Genomic DNA, 17,550 nt, shown 5'->3' on the forward strand with positions numbered 1-17,550 from the left:
AGTGCCCTCGGCCGACGAGGTGTTCCGCGGTCTACGCGAACCAGAGGGCGAGCTCGCGCGCTGCGGACTCGACCGAGTCCGAGCCGTGCACGAGATTCTGCTGCACCGCGAGGCCCCAGTCCCGGCCGAAGTCGCCGCGGATCGTGCCCGGCGCCGCCGTGGTCGGGTCGGTCGTGCCCGCGAGCACGCGGAAGCCCTCGATCACGCGGTTGCCGGCGACGCGCATCGCGACGACCGGCCCCGACTGCATGAACTCGACGAGCGGCTCGTAGAACGGCTTGCCCTCGTGCTCGGCGTAGTGCTGCGCGAGCAGTGAACGGTCGGCCTGGACGAGCCGGATGTCGACGAGCGAGTAGCCCTTCGCCTCGATACGGCGGAGGATCTCGCCGGTGAGGTTGCGCGCGACGCCGTCGGGCTTGACGAGCACCAGGGTCTCTTCGATGGCGGTGGTCATGGACCTTCCTTCCCCGCCGCGTCGTGCGCGGCTCTGTTGCGGTCGATACGTGCGCCGGCGACCATGCAGTACGCCCACATGCCGCCGAACACGGCCCCGACGATGAACATCGCCGGGTTGAGGATTCCGGACGCGAGGATGACGACCTGGATGGCCCAGCCGAGGCCGTACGCCCACGGATGGCGGAGCAGTCCGATGGTCGCGATCGTGAGCAGCAGGATCACGCCGCCGACGACGAGGATCGACCAGCGCGGCAGCCCGAAGGGCGTCTCGTCGACCGCGAGACCCCAGATCGCAAGCGCGGCGAGGAACACCACGAAGATCTCGAAGGCGAGCACGATCGACGCGAGGCTGCGGCGCAGCGAGCGCGGTTCGGGAGCCGGCAGGGCCGCCTCGGCGCTCGTCGACCCGCTCACGCGCGCCCCCACTCACGGTCCTCGGCGAACGCGATGGCATCGCCGACGAGGGTGATCGAGCCGGTCACGACGACCCCGGCGCCGGGGGCGTCCGCCGCCCAGTCGCGCGCGGTCTCGAGCGCCTCCTCGAAGCGTTCGATCACCTGCGTCCGCTCGCCGCCGACCACGCCGGCGACGACCCGGCCGAGCTGCTCGGCCGGGATCGCGCGGTCGGACTCGGACTGCGTGACGACGAACCGGGCGCCCGTGCGGGCGAGCTCGCGCACGATGCCCTCGGCGTCCTTGTCGCCGAGCACCCCGAGCACGATCACGAGCTCTGCGAAGTCGAAATACTCCTCGAGGGCGGCGACGAGGGTCTCGGCACCGTTCGGATTGTGCGCGGCGTCGACGATGACGGTCGGCTCGCTCGCGATCCGCTGCAGCCGGCCGGGCGAGGCGACCGAGGCGAGCCCGCTCTGCACGACCTCGTCGGCGAGACGCACCGCGCCGCCGCCGACGAACGATTCGACCGCGGCGATCGCCAGCGCGGCGTTCTCCGCCTGGTGGCGACCGAAGAGCGGCAGTTCGAGGTCGCGGTATTCTCCCGCGAGCCCGCGCACCGAGACGACCTGGCCGCCGACGGCGACCTGGCTCTCGAGCACGGCGAACCCACCGCCCTCGACGGCGAGCGTCGCGTCGTTGCGCTCGGCGACCTCGCTCAGCACCGTGAGCACCTCGGCGGGCTGGAACGCGGTGACCACCGCGGCGCCCGGCTTGATGATGCCCGCCTTGGTGCGCGCGATCTGCTCGACGGTCGACCCGAGCCGGGCCACATGGTCGAGCGCGATCGGCGTGAACACGGCGACCTGGCCGTCGGCGACGTTGGTCGAGTCCCACTCGCCGCCCATGCCGACCTCGAGCACGACGACGTCGACGGGCGCGTCGGCGAACACCGCGAACGCGAGGACCGTGAGCGCCTCGAAGTAGGTCAGCTCCGGCTCGCCGCGACCTTCGAGCTCGGCGTCGACCAGCTCGACGTAGGGCGTGATCTCCGACCAGATGCGGGCGACGTCGGCGTCGGCGACGGGTTCGCCGTCGACGCGGATGCGTTCGGTGAAGCGTGCGAGGTGCGGGCTCGTCATGAGCCCGGTACGGAGCCCGCTCACCCTGAGCAGGCTCTCGACGATCCGAGCGGTCGACGTCTTGCCGTTCGTCCCCGTGAGGTGGATGACGGGTGCCGCGCGATGCGGGTCGCCGAGCACCTCGACGGCGCGGAGCGTGGCCGAGAGCCGCGGCTCGGGCGACTGCTCGCCGACGCGTCCGAGCAGGGCGCGGTAGACGTCGTCGGCCGCATCGCGGACGGCAGCGCCCGATTCGTCGGGGAACTGGTCGGTCATCGCTTCTCCAGGTCGACGAGGAGGGTGGACGTCTCGCCGACGGTGCGCGCACCCTCGATCTCCGACAGCACGACCCCCGGGCTGTCGAGCACCGAGATGTCGAGCTCGACCGCGAGGGTCTCGCCGGCGATGAGGTCACGGTGCGCGGCCGCTGCGGCCGCGCCGCCCGGATCGAGCGTCAGCCCGAGCCGGATGCGGTCGCCCACCTCGAGCCCCTCGGCCTTGCGCGTCTCCTGCACCGCCCTCACGATGTCGCGTGCCAGGCCCTCGGCCTCGAGTTCCGGCGTCGTCGCGGTGTCGAGGATCGTGAAGCCGCCGTCGCCGAGCAGTCCCAGCGCGCGCTGCCCGTCGCCCGCCCCGCCGGCCTCGAGCACGAGCTCGTACTCGCCCGGCTGCAGCGCGATCCCGCCGGCGATCACACCATCGCCGTTCACCGACCAGTCGCCCGACCGTGCGGCCTGGATCGCCTGCTGCACCGTCTTGCCGAGCCGGGGCCCGGCCGCCCGGGCGTTGACCGTGAGGCGCTTGGTGACGCCGAAACGGTCGGCGCTCGCCTCGTCGAGGGTGACGAGCTCGACGTGCTTGACGTTCAGCTCGTCGCGGAGGATCGCCTCGAACGGCGCGAGCGCCGAGGCATCCGCCGTGACGACCGTGAGCGACGCGAGCGGCAGCCGCACCCGGCGGCCCGCCTGCTTGCGGAGCGCGAGCGTCGTGCTCGAGAGCTCCCGCACCGCGTCCATCGCCGCGACGAGCGCGGGGTCGGCGGGGAACTCGGATGCCTCGGGCCAGTCCTCGAGGTGCACGCTGCGCCCGCCCGTGAGGCCACGCCAGATCTGATCGCTCACGAGCGGCAGCATCGGCGCCGCGAGGCGGGTGAGCGTCTCGAGCACGGTGGAGAGCGTGTCGAAGGCGGCGGCGCCCGAACCGTCTTCGCCGACCCCGGCCCAGAACCGGTCGCGCGAGCGGCGTACGTACCAGTTGGTGAGCACGTCGCCGAAGTCGCGGAGCTTCTGCGCAGCGAGCGGCGAGTCGAACGCGTCGAGATCCGCTGTGACCGCCTCGACCAGCTCGCGCAGCTTCGCGAGCAGGTACCGGTCGAGCACATCGGTCGAGTCGGTTCGGCGGGATGCCTCATACCCGCCCTCCTTCGCCGTGTTGGCGTACAACGAGAAGAAGTACCAGGTGCTCCAGAGCGGCAGCATGAGCTGGCGCACACCCTCGCGGATGCCTTCCTCGGTGACGACCAGGTTGCCGCCGCGCAGCACCGAGCTCGACATCAGGAACCAGCGCATGGCGTCGGATCCGTCGCGGTCGAACACCTCGGCCACGTCGGGATAGTTCCGCAGCGACTTCGACATCTTCTGCCCGTCGCTGCCGAGCACGATGCCGTGGCTCACGACGTTCTTGAACGCGGGCCGACCGAACAGCGCGGTCGAGAGCACGTGCATGACGTAGAACCAGCCGCGCGTCTGGCCGATGTACTCCACGATGAAGTCGGCCGGGTGGTGCGAGTCGAAGAACTCCTGGTTCTCGAACGGGTAGTGCACCTGCGCGAACGGCATCGACCCCGAGTCGAACCACACGTCGAGCACATCGGGGATGCGGCGCATGGTCGACGCCCCGGTCGGGTCGTCCGGGTTCGGGCGCGTGAGGTCGTCGATGTACGGCCGGTGCAGGTCGGGTTCGCCGTGCGCGTTGAGCGGCAGCCGGCCGAAGTCGCGTTCGATCTCCTCGAGCGAGCCGTACACGTCGACGCGCGGGTACTCGGGGTCGTCGCTCTTCCACACCGGGATCGGCGAGCCGAAGTACCGGTTCCGGCTGATCGACCAGTCGCGCGCATTCGCGACCCACTTGCCGAACTGCCCCTCCTTGACGTTCTCGGGCACCCAGGTGATGTCCTGGTTCAGCTCGCCCATCTCGTCGCGGAACTCGGGCACGCGCACGAACCAGCTCGACACCGCCTTGTAGATGAGCGGGTTGCGGCAGCGCCAGCAGTGCGGGTACGAGTGCTCGTAGCTCGCCTGGCGGAGCAGGCGCCCCTCGGCCTTCAGCAGCTGCGTGAGCGGCTTGTTCGCGTCGCTCCAGAGCAGGCCGGCGACGTCGGTCACGGCCGGAAGGAAGCGGCCGGCATCGTCGAGCGAGATGATCACCGGGATGCCGTTCGCCTCGCCGATCTTCTGGTCTTCCTCGCCATAGGCGGGAGCCTGGTGCACGATGCCGGTGCCGTCATCGGTCGTGACGTAGTCGGCCACGAGGATGCGCCAGGCGTGCTGCAGACCGTAGGCCTCGACGTCGGCGTAGTAGTCGAAGAGCCGGTCGTAGGTGACCCCTTCGAGCTCGGCACCGCGGATGGTGCGGGTCACGGCCGCGCGCGCCGCCTCGGCGGAGTCGTAGCCGAGCTCCTTCGCGTAGTTGCCGACGAGGTCGAGCGCGAGCAGGTAGTCGGCGGCGAGGACCTCGTGGTCGCCGCCCGCCGTGACGAGCTCGCGGTTCACGGTCGCGTCGGGCGTGCCGTTCGGGCCGGTGGGCACGACCGCGTACTCGATGTCGGGGCCGACGGCGAGCGCGAAGTTCGTGGGCAGGGTCCAGGGCGTCGTCGTCCACGCGAGGGCACGCGTCGCGGTCAGGCCGAGTGTCTCGGCTTTGGGGCCGGTCAGCGGGAACGTGACCGTGACGGTCTGGTCCTGGCGCATCTTGTAGACGTCGTCGTCCATGCGCAGCTCGTGGTTGGACAGCGGGGTCTGGTCGCGCCAGCAGTACGGCAGCACACGATAGCCCTCGTAGGCGAGGCCCTTCTCGTGCAGCTGCTTGAACGCCCAGATGACCGACTCCATGTAGGTCGCGTCGAGCGTCTTGTAGTCGTGCTCGAAGTCGACCCAGCGCGCCTGCCGGGTGACGTATTCCTGCCACTCCTTGGTGTAGCGCAGCACCGAGGCACGCGCGGCCTCGTTGAACGCCGCGATGCCCATCTCCTCGATCTGGCTCTTGTCGGTGATGCCGAGCTGCCGCTCGGCCTCGAGCTCGGCGGGCAGGCCGTGCGTGTCCCAGCCGAATCGGCGGTGCACCTGCTTGCCGCGCATCGTCTGGTACCGCGGGAAGACGTCCTTCGCGTACCCGGTCAGCAGGTGACCGTAGTGCGGCAGGCCGTTGGCGAACGGCGGACCGTCGTAGAAGACCCACTCGGGCGCGCCTTCGCGCTGGTCGATCGACGCCTGAAAGGTGCCGTCGGCCTTCCAGTAGGCGAGGATCTGCTGCTCGATCGCCGGGAAGTCCGGTGAGGGGGTCACGCCGTGGTCGTCTGGGGTGCGCGGGTACACGCTCGCTCCTTGCGGGGACGGATGCCTTCACGAGGACGGCGCCGGCTCGAAAAGCCCGCGTCGCGGTACCACCTCGCTTGTCCCGGACACGCCGGGACCCCTCCTTCTTTGGCTGTGACGGGCCAGCCCCGTTCGGTTCTACTGACGAGCCGCGGCCCGCGTTCTTCCGAAGACTCCCCGGTGATGGCCGGATCGATGTCGGTCCTGCCAGTGTATCGGGTCCGGCGCGACCTTTCGGGTCACCGGTATGCGGCGCGGATGAGCTCCACGAGCGCGGGCTCGCCGATGCCGTTCAGCTTCGCCTCGTCGACGAGGTCGTGGATGGCTCCGGCGAGCGCGGTGTGGTGCCCGAGCCGCACGACCACGACCGCCCCTCGGCCCGGGTGGAGCTCGATCAGGCGCTCGTCGCGGAGCATCCGGTACGCCCGGAGGACGGTGTGCACGTTCAGGTCGAGGTCGGCCGCGAGCTGTCGTGCCGCGGGAAGGCGCTCGCCGTACGCGATGCGGCCGTCGACGATGGAGGCGCGCAGACCCGACGCGAGCTGGGCGAAGAGTGGCTCGGTGCGGGACGGATCGACTCGGATGAGCACGATTTGAGCCTATTGTGCTAGTTCGATTCGCGCAATTTCCTCGCCGACACGCGTCCGCGCTGTCAGGATGAGCACCGTGATCTCTCCCGCATCCTCCGCGGCGTCCTCCCCCACCCGGCGCCGCCATCTCCTCCTGCCCACCGCCGTCGCGGCGCTGACCCTCGTCCTCGCCGCCTGCACCGCCGGGGCGCCCGGAGGCACCGCGGAGCCCGAGGAGGGCGGCACGCTCGTCTACGCGACCGGCGACGCGGAGCCGACCTGCCTCGACCCGCACGTCGGGGGCAACTATCCGCAGGCGCTGGCGGCGACGCAGTTCCTGGAGTCGCTGGTCTCGCGGGACGCCGACGGCGAGATCATCCCGTGGCTCGCCGAGTCGTGGCAGGTCTCCGAGGACGGACTCACCTGGGACTTCGAGCTGAAGCCCGGCATCGAGTTCACCGACGGCACGCCGTTCGACGCGGCCGCCGTGCAGGCCAACGTCGAGCACATCCAGGACCCCGACACCGCGTCGTCGACGGGGTGGCTCGCGCTCGCAAAGGTCGAGCGTGTCGAAGCGGTCGAGCCCACGCATGCGCGCTTCCACCTCAGCGCGCCCGACAGCGCGCTGCTCGAGTCGCTGAGCCAGCCGTGGACCGCGATCGAGTCCCCGGCCGGGCTCGCCCGCGGCACCGACGAGAACTGCCTGGCCCCCATCGGCACCGGTCCGTTCGTGGTCGAGTCGTGGACCCCGCAGGACCGCATCGTGTTCGCGAACAACCCCGACTACGCGTCCGCTCCGGCCGATGCGGGACATGACGGCCCGGCCTACCTCGACCGCATCGAGTGGCGCTTCCTGCCGGATTCCGCGACGCGGTACGCCGCGCTCCAGTCGGGCGAGGTGCACGTCATCGACAATGCCCAGCCCGACACGATCGCCGCGGCGTCGGACGCAGCGGGCATCACCGAGCTCGACGCGCCGCGGCCGGGTGCCGCGAACCGCATCGAGCTCGACTCGAGCAAGCCGCCCTTCGACGACGTCCGCGTGCGCGAGGCGTTCATCCGTGCGGTCGACGTCGAGGCCGGCATCGACGCACTGTTCTTCGGGACGGCCGAGCGCGGCACCTCGCCGCTGTCGAGCGTCGAGCCGACGGCCTACAGCGCGCCTGAGCTCTTCGCGGTCGACCCCGATCGCGCGAACGCACTGCTCGACGAGGCCGGCTGGACCGAGCGCGACAGCGACGGCACGCGCATGAAGGACGGCACCCGACTCACCCTGCGGTTCCCGGTGAGCACGAACCAGTCCACCCCGGCCGAGCAGTCGCTGTTCGAGCAGCTCGCCGCGGGCGCGCGGGACGCGGGCTTCGACGTCGTGCTCTCCCCGCTCGACCTGTCGAGCTGGTACGCCGCACTCGCGGCGCACGAGTACGAGCTCGTCAGCGCCCCGTACACCAAGGTCGGGCCGGACGTGCTGCGCATCCTCTTCCACTCCGCGAGCACCGTGCCCGCACCGAGCGGCTACTTCGCGAACCTCGCCCAGGTGCGCGATCCCGAGATCGACGCCCTGCTCGAGCAGGCATCCGCCTCGCAGGACGCCGAGGCACGCGCCGCCATCTACGCCGACGTGCAACAGCGCGTGCTCGAGGGCTACTACCTCCTGCCGATCTACGACCAGCAGAACCACTACCTGCTGACCACACGCCTCGAGGGGGTCCGTGCGATGCCGACCGTGTCCACACCGACCTTCCTCGACGCGCGCTTCACCGAGTGAGCGGGTCGCACGCCGAGCCGGCGCGCCGTCGACGCGGGTCGACGGCGCGCCGGCTCGGCGTGCGGCTGCTCGGCGCGGTCCTCGTGCTGTGGGCCGTCGCGACGATCACGTTCTTCGTCGTCCGCCTGATCCCCGGCGATCCCGCCGCCGCGATCCTCGGCGGACCCGGGTCGCAGGCCGGCGAGGAGGCGCTGGCCGCGGTGCGCGAGCAGTACGGGTTCGACCTCCCGCTCTGGCAGCAGTACCTCCTCGCGCTCGGCCGCATGGCGACGTTCGACCTCGGCACCTCGTACGCCCTGCGCCAGCCGGTCGCGGAGGTCATCGGCGCCCAGCTGCCGGGCACGTTCACGTTGGCCCTGCTCGCGCTCGTGCTCGCGTGGGCGTTCGCGGTCTCGCTCGCCCTGTTCTCGACGCTCGGCGCGGGCGATGCGGGGAGCGGCGGCGCCGGGGCATCCGTCCGTTCGCGCCGACGGCTCGGCCGTGCCGCGGCCGCGGTGGGCGGCACGATCGAGACGATCGCGGCCGCGCTCCCCCATTTCTGGCTCGCGGCGGTCCTGGTGGTCGTGTTCAGCTCGTGGCTGCGCGTGCTGCCGCCGGTCAGCACCGGTGACGTCGCGGGCCTCGTGCTGCCGGTGCTGACGCTCGCGATCCCGGTCGCCGGCTTCCTCGCGCAGGTCATGCGCGAGTCGTTGCTGACCGCGCTGTCGACGCCGTTCGCGCTCTCCGCCCGGGCCCGCGGTGAGACCGAGACCGGCCTCCGACTGCGGCATGCGCTGCGGCACGCCGCCGTGCCGGGCGTGAACCTGAGTGCGTGGGCGTTCGGCTACCTCGTGTCGGGCGCGGTCGTCGTCGAGACGATCTTCGCCCGGCCGGGCCTCGGACGTTCGCTGCTCCAGGCGGTCACCCTCCGCGACGTGCCGCTCGTGACGGGGATCGTCCTCGTCTCGGCGCTGGCCTACATCGTCGTCACGCTCGTCGCCGACATCGTGAGCGCCGCGCTGGACCCGCGCCTCCGGGCGCCCGTCGCAGAGGCCACGGCATGAGCGGCCCGGAGCTCGGCGGCCGGAGCGGCCGCACCGGCCGGACCGGCGACCTCGAGGCGCTCGGCACGCGAGGCGTGCCACGGCTCACCCTGTTCGGCCGGCCGGCGCTCAGCATCGGCGAGCTGCTCGCGCTCGGGTTCGCGCTGTTCCTCGCGATCGCGGCGTTCGCGCCGGCACTGCTGGCACCGGGCGACCCGCTCGCGATCGACCCGGCCGAGGCGTTCACACCTCCCTCGCCGGGCCACTGGCTGGGCACCGACGAATCCGGGCGCGACGTGTACACGCGGCTGGTGCACGGCGCAGCCGCCTCGCTGCTGATCGGCGTGGCGGCGACCGCGATCGGCCTCGCGCTCGGCCTCGTGCTCGGACTCGTCGCCGGACTCGCGGGCCGGGTCGCCGACGCCGTCGTCGGGCGCGTGCTCGAGGTCCTGTTCGCCTTCCCCAGCCTGCTGCTCGCCCTCCTGGTGATCGTGGTCGCCGGGCCGGGGCCGCTGCCCGCGACGATCGCCGTCGGCCTGTCCACGGCGCCCGGCTACGCGCGCATCGTCCGCGGACAGGTGCTCCGGATCCGCCGCACCGGATTCGTCGAGACGGCTCGGCTGCTCGGGCATCCGCCGACGCGGATCGTCGCCCGCTCGATCCTGCCCAACCTCACGTCGGATCTGCTCATGCTCGCCACGCTCGGCGTCGGCCAGGCCGTCGTCTGGGCGTCGACGCTGAGCTTCCTCGGGCTCGGGGCGCAACCGCCCGCTCCCGAGTGGGGGGCGATGCTCAATGCGGGCCGCACCTACATCCAGACCGCCTGGTGGCTCACGGTGATGCCGGGGCTCATGATCGTCGGCACCATCATCACGGCCACCGTGCTGGGTCGGCGGCTCGCCTCGCGGCCGGCGCGGCGCGCCGAGGCCGCCGGGCGCGCGGCCGCCGGGGGCGCGGTCGCGTCGGCGAGCGACGCGGCGGATTCAGGCGCGACGCATACCTCGGGCGCTCCGGATGCCTCGGGCGCTCCGGATGCCTCGGGCGCTCCGGATGCCTCGGGCGATCCGCATGCCTCGGGCGCGGCGACGACGGACGCGGACGCGCCGCTCCTCGACGTGGCGGGCCTGAGCGTGGCGTTCGGCGATCGGGAGGTCGTCCAGGACGTCTCGTTCTCGCTGCGCCGCGGCGAGTGCGTCGCGATCGTCGGCGAGTCGGGCTCCGGCAAGTCCGTGACCGCACGCGCGCTGCTCGGGCTCGCGGGCAGCGGCGCCGCGGTCGACGCGACGGGGCTCGAGCTCGAGGGACGGGATCTGCGCGGCCTCTCGCCGCGGCAGTGGCGCGCCATCCGGGGCGAGCGTATCGGCCTGATCCTGCAGGACGCGCTCGTCTCGCTCGATCCGCTCAGGCCGATCGGGCGAGAGATCGCCGACGCGGCCCGGCTGCACCGCCGGCTCCCCGCGCACGCGCGCGCCGAGCGCGTGCGCGACGCGCTCGTGCGCGTCGGCATGCCCGACCCCGAAGCACGCGCCCGCCAGCGCAGCGGGGAACTGTCGGGCGGGCTCCGCCAGCGTGCGCTCATCGCCTCGGCGATCGTGCTCGATCCTCCTGTGCTGATCGCCGACGAACCGACGACCGCGCTCGACGCCTCGGTGCAGCGCCACGTCCTCGACGAGCTCGCGCGCCTCAAGTCCGCCGGGACCGGCATCCTCCTCATCAGCCACGACCTCGCCGTGGTCGCCGACGTCGCCGACCGGGTGCTCGTGATGCGCGGCGGGCGCATCGTCGAGCGCGGCGAGGTCAAACAGCTGCTGACCGAGCCTCAGGCCGCGTACACGCGCGAGCTCGTCGCCGCCGCCGCACTTCCGCCGAGGCGCCCGTCCCAAGCTCACCCCGCACCCGCCGCCGCGGCGCACGACACGCTGACGCCGGCCGACACGACACGGACGCCGACCTCCGACGGCACCGCCGCAGCCCCACCCTCGGTCCCGACCGACGCATCCCCCGCACCCGACGCCGCGGCACGCGACGCGCCCCGGGCGCCCGCCACGCGGCCAAGGCCTGCGGTCGTCGCGACCGGGGTCCGGAGGTCGTTCGGCGCGCGTGTCGCGCTCGACGGCGTCGGGTTCGAGCTCAGGCCGGGTGAGACCCTGGGCGTCGTCGGCGAATCGGGCTCGGGCAAGACCACGCTCGCCCGCATCGTGCTCGGACTCGAGACCCCCGACGCGGGCGACGTCGAGCTGTTCGGCCTGCCGTGGACCGGGCGCTCGGAGCGTCAGCGCCGGCCGCTCAGGCGGCGCATCGGACAGGTCGCGCAAGACACGTCGTCGAGCTTCGACCCGCGCTGGCCGGTCGGCCGCGCGATCGCCGACGCACTGCCCACCGAGACACCGCGATCAAGCCGGCCCGCGCGCGTCGCCGAGCTGCTCGGCGATGTCGGACTCGACGCGGCCTTCGCCGCACGATCGCCAGCCTCGCTGTCCGGAGGGCAGCGGCAACGCGTCGCGATCGCGCGTGCACTCGCGGCCGATCCCGACGTCCTCGTGCTCGATGAACCCGTCTCCGCACTCGACGTCACCGTCCAGGCGCGGGTCCTCGCCCTGCTCGACCGCCTGCAGCGCGAGCGCGGGATCGCCTACCTGTTCGTGTCGCACGACCTCGGCGTGATCCGGCACGTCGCCGACCGCGTGCTCGTGTTGCGCGACGGCCGCGTGGTCGAGACCGGGCCCGCGGACGAGGTGTTCGGCGATCCGTCCGCCGCCTACACCCGAGACCTGCTCCGCGATCAGCCGATGCTGGCCTCCGCCGTCGGACGCTGACCTCACCACGGTCCGCCCCCGTGGCGGCGGGTCGCCGCTCTTGTATGCTGGAGCGTCGCACATTCAGGCACCCCCACGGACTCGGTGCCGTACATACCGAACCGGAGCATCATGACCGACACCCCGCGCATTCCCGACAAGCCGGCCCTCGAGGGCCTCGAAGCCAAATGGGGCGGCGTCTGGGAAAGCGACGGCACGTACCGGTTCGACCGTGCGAACGCGACCCGTGAGTCCATCTACTCGATCGACACACCACCGCCCACGGCCTCGGGCTCGCTGCATATCGGCCACGTGTTCTCGTACACGCACACCGACGTCGTCGCGCGGTACCAGCGCATGCGCGGCCGGAGCGTCTTCTACCCCATGGGCTGGGACGACAACGGGCTGCCGACCGAACGTCGCGTGCAGAACTACTACGGCGTGCGGTGCGACCCGACGCTGCCCTATGACGCCGACTTCACCCCGCCGTTCGAGGGCGGCGAGGGCAAGAGCGTGAAGGCCGCCGACCAGGTGCCCATCTCGCGCCGGAACTTCATCGAGCTCTGCGAACGGCTGACCGTCGAGGACGAGAAGCAGTTCGAGGCGCTCTGGCGCACACTCGGGCTCTCCGTCGACTGGACCCAGTCGTACCGCACGATCGCCGACGAGGCGCTGTTCACGTCGCAGCTGGCGTTCGTCCGCAACGTCGAGCGGGGCGAGGCGTACCAGGCGCTCGCGCCGACCCTGTGGGACGTGACCTTCCGCACCGCGGTCGCGCAGGCCGAGCTCGAGGACCGCGAGCAGCCCGGTCACTACCACCGCATCGCGTTCCACCGCCCAGACGGCGGCACCATCGAGATCGAGACCAGCCGCCCCGAGCTGATCCCCGCGTGCGTCGCGCTGGTCGCGCACCCCGACGACGAGCGGTATCAGCCGCTGTTCGGTACGACCGTCACCACGCCCGTGTTCGGCGTCGAGGTGCCCGTGGTCGCGCACCACCTCGCGCAGAAGGACAAGGGCACCGGCATCGCGATGATCTGCACCTTCGGTGACGTGACCGACGTCGTCTGGTGGCGTGAGCTCGACCTGCCGAACCGCGCCATCATCGGCTTCGACGGCCGCATCATCGCCGATCCGCCGGCCGCGATCGAGTCGGAGTCCGGCCGTGCGGCGTACGCGCAGCTCGCCGGCAAGACCGCGTTCTCGGCCAAGCAGGCGGTCGTCGAGCTGCTCCGTGAGTCGGGTGACCTGCTCGCCGACCCGAAGCCGATCACGCACCCGGTGAAGTACTTCGAGAAGGGCGACCGGCCGCTCGAGATCGTGTCGACCCGGCAGTGGTACATCGTGAACGGCTCGCGCGACGCCCAGCTGAAGGAGCGCCTGCTCGCGCGTGGCCGCGAGATGAGCTGGCACCCCGAGTTCATGCGGGTCCGGTACGACAACTGGGTCGGCGGCCTCTCGGGCGACTGGCTGATCTCACGGCAGCGCTTCTTCGGCGTACCGATCCCCGTCTGGTACCCGATCGACGCCGACGGCGAGCCCGTCTACGACGAACCCATCGTCGCGACTCGCGAGATGCTGCCCGTCGACCCCTCGTCGATGCCCGCCCCGGGCTATGACGAGGCACAGCGCGGCACGGCCGGCGGCTTCGTGGGCGAGCTCGACGTCATGGACACCTGGGCGACGAGCTCGCTGACCCCGCAGCTCGCGGGCGGCTGGGAACGCGACCCCGAGCTGTTCGACCTCGTGTTCCCGTACTCGCTCCGCCCTCAGGGTCAGGACATCATCCGCACCTGGCTGTTCTCGACCACGCTCCGCGCCGAGCTCGAGCACGGCGTGGCGCCCTGGTCGAACGCCGCGATCTCGGGCTTCATCGTGGACCCCGACCGCAAGAAGATGTCGAAGTCGAAGGGCAATGTCGTGACGCCCGCCGGCCTGCTCGAGCAGCACGGCTCCGACGCGGTGCGCTACTGGGCGGCGTCGAGCCGGCTCGGCACCGATGCCGCGTTCGACCCGCAGAACCCGACGCAGGTGAAGATCGGCCGCCGGCTGGCGATCAAGGTGCTCAACGCGGCGAAGTTCATCCTCGGCTTCGAGGGGACGGCCGATGCGGCCGTCACCGAGGCGGTCGACCGCAGCATGCTCGCGGCACTCGCGACCGTCGTCGAGCAGGCCGCGCGCGCGCTCGACGGCTACGACCACGCGCGCGCGCTCGAGGTCACCGAGACGTTCTTCTGGACGTTCTGCGACGACTACCTCGAGCTCGTCAAGGAGCGCGCCTACGGGGAGCCGAGCGCCGAGCAGGCCTCGGCCGTCGCCGCGCTGAAGACCGCGCTGAGCGTGCTCGTGCGACTGTTCGCCCCGGTCATCCCGTTCGCTGCCGAAGAGGCGTGGAGCTGGTCGAACGAGGCGTCGGTGCACACCGCTCCGTGGCCGGCGATCGACGAGCTCGCCGCGCGCGGCGAGGCCGGCGTCGAGCTGCTCGAGCTCGCAGGCATCGCGTTGACCGGCATCCGCCGGGCGAAGACCGACGCGAAGGCCTCGCAGAAGACGCCCGTCGCCCGCGCCGTGATCGCGGGCCCCGCGGACGCGATCCGTCTCCTCGAGTCGGTGGCGAACGACCTGCGTGCGGTGGGCCGCATCGGCGTGCTCGAGTTCGCCGACGGTGACGAGCTCACAGTGCGTGAGGTCGAGCTCGAGCAGGCCGACTGAGTGCAGACGACAGAGACAGAGGACACAACGATGGCATACGAGATCAGGCCCGCGGCCGATGAAGACTTCTTCGGCTGGCTGCCGCTCTTCGAGGGCTACTGCGACTTCTACAAGCACGACCTCGACGATCAGAAGGCACTGACCGTCTGGACGTGGCTGCGCGATCCTGCGAACCCGTTCGAGGCGGCGCTCGCGGTGAACGACGAGGGCACGCCCGTCGGGCTCGCGCACTTCCGCCCCGTGCCCGAAAGCCTCACCGGCACGATCGGGTGCTTCCTTGACGACCTCTTCGTCGCCGACGAGGTGCGCGGCGGTGGGGTGGGCCGCGCGCTCATCGAGTACGTGCACGCACGATCCGCGCAGATCGGCTCGGGTGCCGTCAGCTGGATCACCGCGGCCGACAACGCACCCGCACAGAAGCTCTACGACTCGATCGGTCGCCGCACCGAGTGGGTCTGGTACGACCTGGACGTCTGATGCGAGCGGGCCTCTGATGCGACTGGGCACCCGCTGGCCCTTCGGCGCCGAGCCTCCGGCCTCGGTGCCGGCCGATCTGCGCGCCCGCATCGCCGACGCTGAGTCGCGCCACGCCGACGGCTCGGGCCGGCACTGGACCCTCACCTGGCTCGAGAACCGGCCGATCGCCGAACTCGACGACGGCACCGTCGTCCGTGAGATCCTCGCCGACGCCCACGACGCAGACGAGGACTGGTAACCCGGCGCTCAACGCGCCCGAGCGCGGTTCCGCCCATGCCGCTGGTGCTTCACCACTCATCGGCACAGCGGTCAGGCGCGCGCCAGCACCTCGCCGTGCGGCATGAGCAGCCAGCCGTCGGGGTCGGCGACCCACGAACGCCACGACTCGGCGATGGCCTGCAGCTCGGCCGTGTGCGCATGGCCCGACTCGATGGCATGGGCCGCGAACGCGGACTCGGTGACCCGCTCGGCCCACGCGCCGCCCCACCGCTCGCGGTCGAGTGCGGTGGCGTAGACCCATACGCTGCCGGATGCCTCGATCTCACGGAATCCCGCTTCGCGAACCCACCTCGTGAGCTTGCGCCCCGCATCGGGCTCGCCGCCGTTCCACACCGCGACCGCGTGGTACAGCTCGAGCCACCTGGTGAGCCCCGCGAGCGGTGGCTCGAAGATCACACCGCCGTAGTCCACGTCGCGCACCGCGAGCACTCCCCCGGGCCGAAGCACCCGTCGCCACTCGCGCAGGGCATCGATCGGCCGGCCGAGGTGCTGCAGCACCTGGTGCGCATGGACCACGTCGAACGAGTCGTCGGGGAACTCGAGTGCATAGGCGTCGCCGGTCTCGAACCGGACGTTCGGCACGCCCTCGCTCTCGGCGAGCCCGTTCGCCTGTGCCACCACCTCGGCCGAGGCATCCACCCCAATGACCTCGCCCGGCCGCACCCGGCGCGCGAGGTCCAGTGTGATCGTGCCCGGTCCGCTGCCCACATCGAGCACCCGAGCGCCGTCGGCGAGGTGCGGAAGCAGATAGCCGGCCGAGTTCTCCGCCGTCCGCCACGCGTGCGAACGCAGTACGCTCGCGTGATGGCCGTGCGTGTACTCGTCGCGCCGGCCTGCGCCGGCGGCGGACGCCTCGCCGGGCCGCGTCATCTCAGATCGCGAAGCCCAATGCGCGCATCATGTCGCGCCCGTCGTCGGTGATCTTCTCGGGACCCCACGGCGGCATCCAGACCCAGTTGATGCGGAACGCGTCGACGATGCCGTCGAGCGCCTCGCCGGTCTGCTCTTCGAGGACGTCCGTGAGCGGGCAGCCCGCACTCGTCAGCGTCATATGGATGACGAGCGCGTCGTGCTCGTCATCCCAGCCGAGGTCGTAGATGAGCCCGAGGTCGACGATGTTGACCCCGAGCTCGGGGTCGACGACGTCTTTCAGTGCCTCGGTGACCTGATCGAACTTCTCAGGAGCCAGTGAGGTGACCATGATGCCAGCCTACGCCGACTGGGTGACGTAGCGGTCGTAGCCCTCGTCTTCGAGCCGGTCGGCCAGCTCGGGGCCGCCCTGCTCGGCGATCCGCCCCGCCACGAAGACGTGCACGTGGTCCGGCTTGATGTACCGGAGGATGCGCGTGTAGTGCGTGATCAGCAGGATGCCGAGACCCGAGTTCTGGTGCGCCCGGTTCACGCCCTCCGAGACGACCTTGAGTGCGTCGACGTCGAGACCCGAGTCGGTCTCGTCGAGCACCGCGAACTTCGGCTTCAGCAGCTCGAGCTGCAGGATCTCGTTGCGCTTCTTCTCGCCGCCCGAGAAGCCCTCGTTGACATTGCGCTCGGCGAACGCCGAGTCCATCTTGAGGTTCTCCATGGCACCGCGGACGTCTTTCAGCCACGTGCGGATCGCGGGCGCCTCGCCGTCGATCGCGGTCTTCGCGGTGCGGAGGAAGTTGGTGACCGTCACACCGGGGATCTCGACCGGGTACTGCATCGCCAGGAAGAGGCCGGCGCGGGCGCGCTCGTCGACCGACATCTCGAGGACGTTCTCGCCGTCGAGCAGGATCTCACCGTCGATGACGGTGTACTTCGGGTGGCCGGCGATCGTGTACGCGAGCGTCGACTTGCCGGAGCCGTTCGGGCCCATGATGGCGTGGATCTCGCCCTCGTTGATGACCAGGTCGACGCCGCGGAGGATCTCGCGGGTGCCCTGGTCGGTCTCGACGTTGACGTGCAGGTTCTTGATCTCGAGCACGGACATGTTGGGGGAATCTCTTTCAGTCGGAGGTCCGGCCGCACGGCCGGACAGGCCATTCGGCGAGAACTGGGGTCAGACGGTCAGGGTGACCGCGGGGTCGATGTGGACGCCGCCGTCGACGAGCTCGACCCGGTAGACGGGAACGGGCTCGTAGGCGGGCAGGGTGAGCGGCTTGCCGGTGTGCAGCGAGAACTTCGAGCCGTGGGCCCAGCACTCGAGCGTGTCGTCCTCGACGAACCCCTCGGCGAGCGAGATGTCGCCGTGGGTGCAGGTGTCGCCGATCGCGAAGATGTCGCCGGCCGCGTCTTTCACGACGGCGATGGCGACGCCGTCGACGACGAAGCGCGCGGCCTGGTTCTCTTCCAGGTCGTCGATACCGCACACGCGGACGGAGGCCAC

General features: G+C 71.3%; 15 protein-coding genes. 6 read left to right on the forward strand and 9 right to left on the reverse strand.

What is annotated here, in order from left to right; genetic code table 11:
• Positions 1–31 precede the first annotated feature (31 nt).
• The 5 genes from ndk to QU602_RS11290 all read right to left on the reverse strand — a co-directional run bounded on the left by ndk (position 32) and on the right by QU602_RS11290 (position 6,153).
• A complete protein-coding gene (gene ndk, locus QU602_RS11270) occupies positions 32–454 on the reverse strand; it encodes a nucleoside-diphosphate kinase (protein ID WP_308796548.1) in 423 nt (140 codons plus the stop codon).
• On the reverse strand, positions 451–870 hold the full coding sequence (locus QU602_RS11275) for a DUF4233 domain-containing protein (RefSeq protein ID WP_308796549.1): 420 nt from the start codon (positions 868–870) through the stop codon (positions 451–453). Before QU602_RS11275 ends, ndk begins: the two co-directional genes overlap by 4 nt.
• Positions 867–2,246: a bifunctional folylpolyglutamate synthase/dihydrofolate synthase gene (locus QU602_RS11280; RefSeq protein WP_308796550.1), complete on the reverse strand. Its 1,380-nt coding sequence runs from the start codon at positions 2,244–2,246 to the stop codon at positions 867–869. Before QU602_RS11280 ends, QU602_RS11275 begins: the two co-directional genes overlap by 4 nt.
• A complete protein-coding gene (gene ileS / locus QU602_RS11285) occupies positions 2,243–5,563 on the reverse strand; it encodes an isoleucine--tRNA ligase (RefSeq protein ID WP_308796552.1) in 3,321 nt (1,106 codons plus the stop codon). Before ileS ends, QU602_RS11280 begins: the two co-directional genes overlap by 4 nt.
• A 239-nt stretch (positions 5,564–5,802) precedes the next feature.
• Complete coding sequence (locus tag QU602_RS11290; RefSeq protein ID WP_308796553.1) at positions 5,803–6,153, reverse strand: GntR family transcriptional regulator; 351 nt, start codon at positions 6,151–6,153, stop codon at positions 5,803–5,805.
• Positions 6,154–6,229: 76 nt separating this feature from the next.
• Between QU602_RS11290 and QU602_RS11295 the strand changes: the two genes are divergently transcribed.
• The 6 genes from QU602_RS11295 (at position 6,230) to QU602_RS11320 (ending at position 15,144) form a co-directional block, all read left to right on the forward strand.
• Entirely contained in the window at positions 6,230–7,900 is a 1,671-nt protein-coding gene (locus QU602_RS11295) for an ABC transporter substrate-binding protein (protein ID WP_373692802.1), read from the forward strand.
• A complete protein-coding gene (locus QU602_RS11300) occupies positions 7,897–8,943 on the forward strand; it encodes an ABC transporter permease (protein ID WP_308796554.1) in 1,047 nt (348 codons plus the stop codon). Before QU602_RS11295 ends, QU602_RS11300 begins: the two co-directional genes overlap by 4 nt.
• Complete coding sequence (locus QU602_RS11305; RefSeq protein ID WP_308796555.1) at positions 8,940–11,738, forward strand: ATP-binding cassette domain-containing protein; 2,799 nt, start codon at positions 8,940–8,942, stop codon at positions 11,736–11,738. Before QU602_RS11300 ends, QU602_RS11305 begins: the two co-directional genes overlap by 4 nt.
• 111 nt (positions 11,739–11,849) lie before the next feature.
• Positions 11,850–14,429, forward strand: coding sequence for a valine--tRNA ligase (valS, locus tag QU602_RS11310; RefSeq protein ID WP_308796556.1), 2,580 nt, complete (start codon positions 11,850–11,852; stop codon positions 14,427–14,429).
• Positions 14,430–14,459: 30 nt separating this feature from the next.
• Positions 14,460–14,906 carry a GNAT family N-acetyltransferase gene (locus QU602_RS11315; protein ID WP_308796557.1) on the forward strand — a complete coding sequence of 149 codons (447 nt, stop codon included), beginning with the start codon at positions 14,460–14,462 and terminating at the stop codon, positions 14,904–14,906.
• A 16-nt stretch (positions 14,907–14,922) separates the two neighbouring features.
• Positions 14,923–15,144 carry a hypothetical protein gene (locus QU602_RS11320; protein ID WP_308796558.1) on the forward strand — a complete coding sequence of 74 codons (222 nt, stop codon included), beginning with the start codon at positions 14,923–14,925 and terminating at the stop codon, positions 15,142–15,144.
• 71 nt (positions 15,145–15,215) lie between these two features.
• On the opposite strand, the gene QU602_RS11325 is transcribed toward QU602_RS11320, so the two are convergent.
• From QU602_RS11325 to QU602_RS11340, 4 genes are all read right to left on the reverse strand, one after another.
• A complete protein-coding gene (locus tag QU602_RS11325; protein ID WP_308796559.1) occupies positions 15,216–16,055 on the reverse strand; it encodes a methyltransferase domain-containing protein in 840 nt (279 codons plus the stop codon).
• Position 16,056: 1 nt separating this feature from the next.
• Entirely contained in the window at positions 16,057–16,386 is a 330-nt protein-coding gene (locus tag QU602_RS11330; protein ID WP_308796560.1) for a metal-sulfur cluster assembly factor, read from the reverse strand.
• 9 nt (positions 16,387–16,395) lie between these two features.
• Positions 16,396–17,154 carry a Fe-S cluster assembly ATPase SufC gene (sufC, locus tag QU602_RS11335; RefSeq protein ID WP_308796561.1) on the reverse strand — a complete coding sequence of 253 codons (759 nt, stop codon included), beginning with the start codon at positions 17,152–17,154 and terminating at the stop codon, positions 16,396–16,398.
• A 69-nt stretch (positions 17,155–17,223) separates the two neighbouring features.
• Positions 17,224–17,550 (reverse strand): non-heme iron oxygenase ferredoxin subunit, encoded by a 327-nt coding sequence (locus tag QU602_RS11340; protein WP_308796562.1) that lies wholly within the window; start codon positions 17,548–17,550, stop codon positions 17,224–17,226.

It is taken from the genome of Agromyces protaetiae (assembly GCF_030866785.1).
GTDB lineage: Bacteria > Actinomycetota > Actinomycetes > Actinomycetales > Microbacteriaceae > Agromyces > Agromyces silvae.

Excerpts from the sequence above, each read along its gene's own strand:
- ndk (WP_308796548.1), bottom strand. The coding sequence starts at position 454 with ATGACCACCGCCATCGAAGAGACCCTGGTGCTCGTCAAGCCCGACGGC.
- QU602_RS11280 (WP_308796550.1), bottom strand. The coding sequence starts at position 2,246 with ATGACCGACCAGTTCCCCGACGAATCGGGCGCTGCCGTCCGCGATGCG.
- QU602_RS11305 (WP_308796555.1), top strand. The coding sequence starts at position 8,940 with ATGAGCGGCCCGGAGCTCGGCGGCCGGAGCGGCCGCACCGGCCGGACC.
- valS (WP_308796556.1), top strand. The coding sequence starts at position 11,850 with ATGACCGACACCCCGCGCATTCCCGACAAGCCGGCCCTCGAGGGCCTC.
- QU602_RS11315 (WP_308796557.1), top strand. The coding sequence starts at position 14,460 with ATGGCATACGAGATCAGGCCCGCGGCCGATGAAGACTTCTTCGGCTGG.
- QU602_RS11320 (WP_308796558.1), top strand. The coding sequence starts at position 14,923 with ATGCGACTGGGCACCCGCTGGCCCTTCGGCGCCGAGCCTCCGGCCTCG.
- QU602_RS11325 (WP_308796559.1), bottom strand. The coding sequence starts at position 16,055 with ATGACGCGGCCCGGCGAGGCGTCCGCCGCCGGCGCAGGCCGGCGCGAC.
- QU602_RS11330 (WP_308796560.1), bottom strand. The coding sequence starts at position 16,386 with ATGGTCACCTCACTGGCTCCTGAGAAGTTCGATCAGGTCACCGAGGCA.
- sufC (WP_308796561.1), bottom strand. The coding sequence starts at position 17,154 with ATGTCCGTGCTCGAGATCAAGAACCTGCACGTCAACGTCGAGACCGAC.